Source organism: Natranaerovirga pectinivora (assembly GCF_004342165.1).
GTDB classification, from domain to species: Bacteria; Bacillota; Clostridia; order Lachnospirales; family DSM-24629; genus Natranaerovirga; species Natranaerovirga pectinivora.
The window spans coordinates 1-7,300 of the sequence record NZ_SMAL01000019.1 but is presented as its reverse complement, the minus strand read 5'-3'; the positions used below and the strand labels follow the sequence as shown (position 1 = coordinate 7,300).

The following is a 7,300-nucleotide window of genomic DNA, read 5'->3' as shown; positions in this document are numbered from 1 at the left end:
TCCTATTAAAGAAACAGAGTTAAAGGATTATATGGTCCAGAATAAATAGATTATGCGAAATAAATTAAATGCGACAACTTACTTGACAAATACCGGCGGTGCTTGCACCCAGTGAAAGAATGTGTGCAACGAACGAGAATTGTCTTGTTAGGCGAAAGTAAATTGCGGCCCTTAGGCTCATCCTTAAGTCAATTTGGATAGATTGATTTGTATGACTCCAAAAATTTATTAGCTTTTTCGATAATATCTGCTTCAATGGTTTCATAGTCTAATTTAGATGTATTCATATCATATTTAAGAGCATCAATATCTTCACTAATCCAATACCAATCCATTAAATCTGAATCATATTCAAGTTCAATACAAACATCAAATAGCTCATATGCCTTTTTAAAAAGATTCTCTTTGTTTAATAATATTGACTTGCATATTTTCATTCCGTTATATAGATGACATTCCTTCTGGCTTGGAATGGAAACAAATCCTTGAATTAATAGCACATTGAATAATTCTAAAGCTTCAAAATAATTAGCTTCTCTTCCAAGTGAAGATAACTCAAATGAAGAAATGTTATTTAGTCCTTTTTCAACTTCTGATATAGCCCACATAACATAATCAAATCCCGTTTCACTACTAGTAAATTTCTTTAAGTACAACTCATGAATGTCCATTCCTCTTCCTCTCCAATAAAAATCTAGCAATTTATTTCACCTAACGTTTCTTATTTGCGACGTCCCTCAACCGGACCCACAAAGACTCTCCCCCTTGGTGGAGCTTTGCTCTCGGTGAAGGGATGCGGAGCTCTGACCTTGCCCTTAAAGCATGCTTCCAGCACCTTTATGCAAATGCATTGTTATACGAAGCCTTGGTTATTCAACACTCTCAATTCTAATTTTCCTTTAAATAATATCTAATCACACTGTCAACATGTATCTTAGTTGTATTAAGAAATGGTATGCCAAACTCATCCTTTATCAAAATCAGTGGCAACTCCGTACACCCAAGAATCAATCCCTCTATTGATTCCTCATCGACCATTCGTTTAACTATTCCAAGCAACCCTTTACGGGTTCCTTCATTAAATTCTCCTAATTCTATCTCTGTCATTAATTTATGTTGGATGTATTCTTGTTCCTCTTCTCGAGGTACAACAATTAAGATATTGTCGTTAGCAAATACCTCCTGAAAAAAACTTGATTGCATCGTATAACTTGTCCCAAGTAGACCCACTTTTTGTAATCCGATTTCTTTAGTTTTCTTGCTTGTCTCCTCAACTATGCTTATCAGGGGTATCGGAGATAAGCTTTTCAATCTACTAAACACAATGTGCGGAGTATTAGCTGAAATAAATCCAAAATCCGCACCAGCTTTAGCAAGAGTATTAATGCCCTTCAAAAGATATTCTATCAAATCATCCCATCGTTTTTGCTCAACTGTATTAAGTAAAAAATAAATATCCATGCTATAAATTATTATTTCAGGTAGACCTCCCTCGCCATGTAATTGATGATATTGATCAATTAATAAACGGTAATAGTCAAGAGTAGACTCAGGACCAAATCCACCAATCATTCCTATCTTTTTCATTAAAATACACCCTCTCTCAAAAATCAAACATAAAGAATCCAATAAGGTGATGATATCTCTTTTAATAAATCAAGCATAATATTAACATGATTTTTTTGTGGTGCAACAGTTACTCTTTTAAAATTAGAATATTCTTCAACACACCATAAATTCGAGTAGTTAAATTCTTTATCTGCCTTATTATTTAGTTTGTAATTTTTATTATTTATCATATTTCCTCCAAAAAAATTAGCGTTAATTTCAGCTAACGTTTCGTATCTCCGACGTCTCTGAACTGGACCCTCATAGCCCTACTTCGTAGGCGGTGCTTGCACCCAGTGAAGGAATGTGCAAAGCGAACGGGAATAATCTTGTTATGTGAAGTTTAACACGGAAGTTATTAATCAATTCTTCTCCAAACATTCTTGTATAAATTAATTAATTCTAACTCCACTACACCTGTTTCATTTAAAGTTATATCACCATTATCATACGCTGATGATGGAAAAATATAAAAAGAAAAACTGTCTCCTAAACCTCCAATACCTTGTAATGAGCAGTCATATTCTATTCCTTTATAATTAGCCTTTAATCTTGAAATCAGATTTGTTGTTGATATGTTATACCCAACGTTCTTACTTTCAATAGCTGATATTAAAGAAGCCCCTTCTATTGAATATATGCCCGATGCAGCGAAACTTATATAATATCCACCACTACTTACACTTCCATTATGTCCAACTTTATTTACATTAATGGTATGTACTCCATCATTAAAAACTTCTATTCCTTCATTAGTTTCTAAATTCATTAAGTCAATCTTAAACCTAAAAGTCTCTGAAATCATCTCACTATCCACATCTGTATAATGCTCAGTATTGTGAAATATTGCTCCCATACCATTTATCCATATATTAACATATCCAACTTTATATAAGTAAACACATAACAAAATAATGATTACTGAAACACCAAGTATTAATCGCCTTTTCATAAACTCTCCAATCTTTACAAACTAGTGTTGAATTTCACATAACTATTGTATTTCTGAATTTTACGTCTGATTATTCGTCATTTTGGTGGTATCTGCGACGGTTATTTCTCGAATACCACTTATGTATTAGCTCACCTTATGGTCTAATTGCATTTTCTTATTTAATCTATTTCTTTCATAATTATACTACACTTCAAAGCCTTTGGGTGTATTTTATTGTATAATTCTGTTTTTTATTCCAAAGCAATTATATGACGCTTTTTTATACCAAATTGAATACATTTAATCCCATAAAAAAAGAAACTGACTTATTTCAGCTTCTTTTCAACTCTTTACAGGTCTTGTTTATTCATTTTTTCAATCTCATTACTCTTCTTGACTTTTTCTCTACAAGCAAAATATATAGCTATTAAAATAAATGTTGGTATATTAAAAAGAACAAGTGCAAAAATCGTCTGAATAATAACTTCAAATATTGATTGACCAGACTCTCCCATAATATTTAAAATGGCTAAAAGTGAAAAGGCGAACGTTATTAAAGGTAGTATCAAACCAGGCCATTTGCTTTCAGACTTTGATAAAAATATTTGATGAAAAATAATGCCTATAATTAGTATGAGAAAAGTTATGGTATTTCTCCAAGATCACTATTAGCTATACTAGGTCTATGTCAGAATGAATTTTACTAATATCAATACACTTTCTTACATACATACAAACCATGGTTACTATATCCCAAAATACTTTTTTCCTCACAAGTCTTGATATGATATTTAAGCCACAAATTAAATTCTTCATCTTTTAAATTGTCAACTGATTCTTTTAATAAGGTGCTTACCCCATCTGTACCAATATGAAAAATACTTTCTGTCTCATAATTATTTAACATCATTTCTACTTCTTGTGGTGATGTAAAAAATGCATCTGTCCAAAAACAACCTTCTTCACCATCTCTTATAAGACCATCTACTAAGATCTTTTCTTACATTACATCAATTCTTTTAAATATTTTTTGACAGTATTAGAGATAATTAATTGTGTCGTCTAATGGCCCCGCACTCAAGACGTTTGTCAGCCTTAGATAGACCCTAAGCAGCCAAAGCGAACTTGAGTGCATTGTTATGTGATATCAGACACGGAATATATAGTAACACTCATATTAAACTATATATTATAATTTGAGTCTAAGTGTTTCTTAAATTCATCTGATACCACCAACCACATTGATGTACCAAAGAAAATTCCTGCAATAATCCATATTAAAAGATGCACACCGTTATTCAATATTGATTTTACAGGATACTCCATGTTAGCTATTCCAATTGGTAAACCCCAGCTTAGAATACCCATATTCAATATAAACCTATATCTTATCTTACTCAAACTAATTTCATAATTCTTTAATGAAACAAATAAATTCCACTCAAAATTACCAACAATTATCCCCAATAATAAAATTATAATTATTTTTATTATTGAAACATAAATGAACTCTTTAGTTCTGATATCTTGTAAATCAAAAAGCAAATTAATACCAATTAATAGAATTCCTAACACCAAAAATCTTTGTAACAATATCTTTTTTATTATATACTTGCTTTTTGTATATCTTGATATTCTTTCAATATTTTTATCAACATCTTGGTATTTCATTATTAAATATCCCCCTCTTATTCATACTACCAATTAATTGTCACTAGTGAATTGATGTCACTTAACATAAATGTTTCTTATCTCCGACGCCTCTGAACCGGACCCCTATAGTCCTTCTTCGTAGGCAGTGCTTGCACCCGGTGAAGAGGTGGGCGAAGCAAACGGAGATATTAAGTTAGCTGAGGTTCTCCACGGAAGCATTACATAATATTATTTTATTTCATAATCCTTTTCGAGCTTGTTGTCTGAAAGTAATATATCCTAGCCCTTCCCAACAACTTTTAGCAATCAAATCATTGGTGCCTGACCATGCCCAAAAAGTGCCCTCCAGCACTCTTGCGTTAAACATAGTATTATAATATGTTACCTTCCTCAGCTTCGTACAACTATCTAAACTCATTTAAAATGTACCATTCTTAATCGTGAACTGCATACTAGATTTTCAATTAGTGAATTATTGACTTCTTATAGATGAAAATATTCCTGAACAATTAATTCAATGTTTTCAGAAATTGGTTTAGTACTATCAATTGTTATTACCGGACACTTAAGTTTTTCATTCCATTGTGCAATTCTATCTGAAGTTCGTGTTCTCACAAACTCAACAAACTCTAAATGCTGTTTGTACATGTCACCACCTTCACTTATTCGCTCCCCATGTCGCACAAATGCACGACGTTTAACTCGATCAATACGGATTTCAAGAGGAGCTACTAGTAAGACTGCAAAACTGTACATTGACTCAATATAATCATCAAAATCACCAGTAACAGCAGATAAAACAAAATTTTTATGTGTATTTATGTCTTCCAACATTAAATTTAAACATTCTTCCCTTGTACGAGCCTTAGTATATGGAATCTCTGACTCTATAAAATGATATTCTTCAATATCCATATATTTATAGTTCAACACTTCTGCCAATTCCCGTGCTATAGTAGATTTTCCACTACCATTTGCACCAAATACAATTATTCCATTTGGCATTTAATCCCCACTTTCTATATTATTCAAAAGGACTCCCCTGAAATGAGCAAGGTAATGTCTTATAACGTTTCGTATCTCCGACATTCCAGAGCCTTAGAAGTGTTCGCTTATGACTGTGAGCCTGCGAACGGCTAATGCGAATACTGTCGCGACGCGCTTAGCTGTGGAATGTGCAAAGCGTACGGAGATATTTTGTTATGCGATGCAATCAACTTAAATTATTTTTATAAGATCTAAAACAATTAAAATAATACCTATAATAGCAATAATGTAGTTTAAAGTTAAAACAAAATAATGTTCTGTTTTATTATTGCTTTTTTGAGGGAATATGATTGCCCTTCCTATAAAAGATGATTTAGTTATTAACCCAAATGAACTAGTTATTATAAAAAAAATACCTACAAGTATGATGCTTAAATCTTTAATAAGAGAATTTGGAAAAAGGATTGCAAAACCTAATACTATTGCTAGTAATAAATACACAGTATATAATACCTTTATCAATTTATCTTCCTTCATTTGTTTTCCCTCCTCCTTTAAGATCAGAATAGACACTAGCTTATTACATTAGTATGACTAGTTTCTAAAGACCATCTATACTCTACGAAGAGTAGTCCGACATTACCTGTGTCGTAGTCACGATAGAGCCATCGGTTACCCGACGCCCCTCGCACAGATCCCAGCGTGCGGATTTCCCGCACTGGGCTCCTCAGTTATAAAATCTACTTCCATATTTCAGCAACTTATCTTTATTGTCATTTGTTGATATCTTGATGCTATATAGGGTTTTAAGAGTTTATACCTTTTTATTACTTTTCCAAACGCTTCCCATATAAAACTCTTTCTTTGACTACGTCTATTTAACCACTTATATAGAGTTTCTATTATTATCCTGTATACTTGAGTTATTTTCTTGCTATTTCCTATTACTCCATAATAATTATAGTAACCTCGTAGTTTTGTATTTAGTTCTTTAAACATTTTCATCAAACGACAATGTCTATTTTTCCTTATTCATTCTTTGAACTTTTGTATGGTCCTTTTGAATCCTTTTTTACTAGTCTTATGGGTAATTATGTCTTTTCCTTTTCTTGACTTTTCCCATCTGAATGTAAATCCTAGAAAATCAAAGGTATCATTCTTTTCTTTTTCAAATCTACTAAACCTAATCATTTTTGTTTTTTCTTCTGCTAATGTTAACCCAAATTTTCCTAGCCTTTTCCCTAGAGTTTTCATAAATCTTTCAGCATCTCTTTTATATCGAAAGGCGCAAACAAAGTCATCTGCATATCTCGCCAGCTTACATTCACCTTCACTTTTTAGATTTCATTATGTAATTTGAATCAAATGAAATTAAATCTTCTCTAGTACATTCAAATAAAGGGTACCAATACTGTTTTGTTATATCCCAAACCTTATTCAACTCACACCGAATTTCATTTGTTCTTTCTAAGATTAATTTCTGTCTCAAATCAATTCCCCCTCTAAACTTAAATATACCAATACCTAGGATGTCAGATAACGGCCGCGCGGGTTTGCGACGCAAGTAATCTGTCAGCTTGCTGGCGGATTACTTGTGTTGCAAACTCGCTTGATAGTCGATGTGGTGCGTAGCGGCACGTCGGCTATCAAGGGGGCGTAGCCCGCTCGGCCGATAGTCAAGATGGTGCGGAGCAACATTTTGACTATCGTTCTGTTATTCCCCACGTTCCTGAACTGGACCCCCAGAGCCCTTCTTCGCAGGCGGTGCTTGCACCCAGTGAAGGAATGTGCACCAGCGAATGGGAATAATCTTGTTAGGTGTCGTATCATAATTAATAAATCTCCTTACTTCGTAGTTGTACAAAATCGAAAATCATTATCGAAAACTTACATACGCATTATTTATTTAAAGGAAAGATGCCTTTGTTTGATATTGCATCACAAGTCTTTTAATTTCTACTATTAGTAATTCTCGCATATTTGATAATTTATCATCAGTCAAAGTAACCGACTCAATTATACTCGGTATTTGTCAAGTAAGTTGTCGCATTTAATTTATTTCGCATAATCTATTTATTCTGGACCATATAATCCTTTAACTCTGTTTCTTTAATAGGA

11 protein-coding genes are annotated in these 7,300 nt (G+C 32.8%); all 11 read right to left on the bottom strand.

Annotated elements, in window-relative coordinates; all coding sequences use genetic code 11:
• Positions 1-188: 188 nt before the first annotated feature.
• On the bottom strand, positions 189-701 hold the full coding sequence (locus EDC18_RS14215; protein WP_132254229.1) for a hypothetical protein: 513 nt from the start codon (positions 699-701) through the stop codon (positions 189-191).
• Between the two features lie 187 nt (positions 702-888).
• Complete coding sequence (locus tag EDC18_RS14210; protein WP_132254227.1) at positions 889-1,587, bottom strand: aspartate/glutamate racemase family protein; 699 nt, start codon at positions 1,585-1,587, stop codon at positions 889-891.
• A gap of 23 nt (positions 1,588-1,610) precedes the next feature.
• Positions 1,611-1,799 carry a hypothetical protein gene (locus tag EDC18_RS14205; RefSeq protein ID WP_132254225.1) on the bottom strand — a complete coding sequence of 63 codons (189 nt, stop codon included), beginning with the start codon at positions 1,797-1,799 and terminating at the stop codon, positions 1,611-1,613.
• Positions 1,800-1,966: 167 nt separating this feature from the next.
• On the bottom strand, positions 1,967-2,560 hold the full coding sequence (locus EDC18_RS14200) for a hypothetical protein (protein WP_132254224.1): 594 nt from the start codon (positions 2,558-2,560) through the stop codon (positions 1,967-1,969).
• Between the two features lie 691 nt (positions 2,561-3,251).
• On the bottom strand, positions 3,252-3,449 hold the full coding sequence (locus EDC18_RS14190; protein ID WP_165878605.1) for a hypothetical protein: 198 nt from the start codon (positions 3,447-3,449) through the stop codon (positions 3,252-3,254).
• Between the two features lie 275 nt (positions 3,450-3,724).
• Positions 3,725-4,213, bottom strand: a complete 489-nt coding sequence (locus tag EDC18_RS14185; RefSeq protein ID WP_132254220.1) for a hypothetical protein — start codon at positions 4,211-4,213, stop codon at positions 3,725-3,727.
• A gap of 465 nt (positions 4,214-4,678) precedes the next feature.
• Positions 4,679-5,200 (bottom strand): AAA family ATPase, encoded by a 522-nt coding sequence (locus EDC18_RS14180; RefSeq protein ID WP_132254218.1) that lies wholly within the window; start codon positions 5,198-5,200, stop codon positions 4,679-4,681.
• A gap of 213 nt (positions 5,201-5,413) precedes the next feature.
• Positions 5,414-5,719, bottom strand: a complete 306-nt coding sequence (locus tag EDC18_RS14175) for a hypothetical protein (protein ID WP_132254216.1) — start codon at positions 5,717-5,719, stop codon at positions 5,414-5,416.
• Between the two features lie 216 nt (positions 5,720-5,935).
• On the bottom strand, positions 5,936-6,214 hold the full coding sequence (locus EDC18_RS14970) for a group II intron maturase-specific domain-containing protein (RefSeq protein ID WP_371829323.1): 279 nt from the start codon (positions 6,212-6,214) through the stop codon (positions 5,936-5,938).
• Entirely contained in the window at positions 6,215-6,499 is a 285-nt protein-coding gene (locus EDC18_RS14165; protein WP_243115128.1) for a reverse transcriptase domain-containing protein, read from the bottom strand.
• Positions 6,500-6,512: 13 nt separating this feature from the next.
• Positions 6,513-6,671 (bottom strand): hypothetical protein, encoded by a 159-nt coding sequence (locus EDC18_RS14645; RefSeq protein WP_165878604.1) that lies wholly within the window; start codon positions 6,669-6,671, stop codon positions 6,513-6,515.
• Positions 6,672-7,300 lie beyond the last annotated feature (629 nt).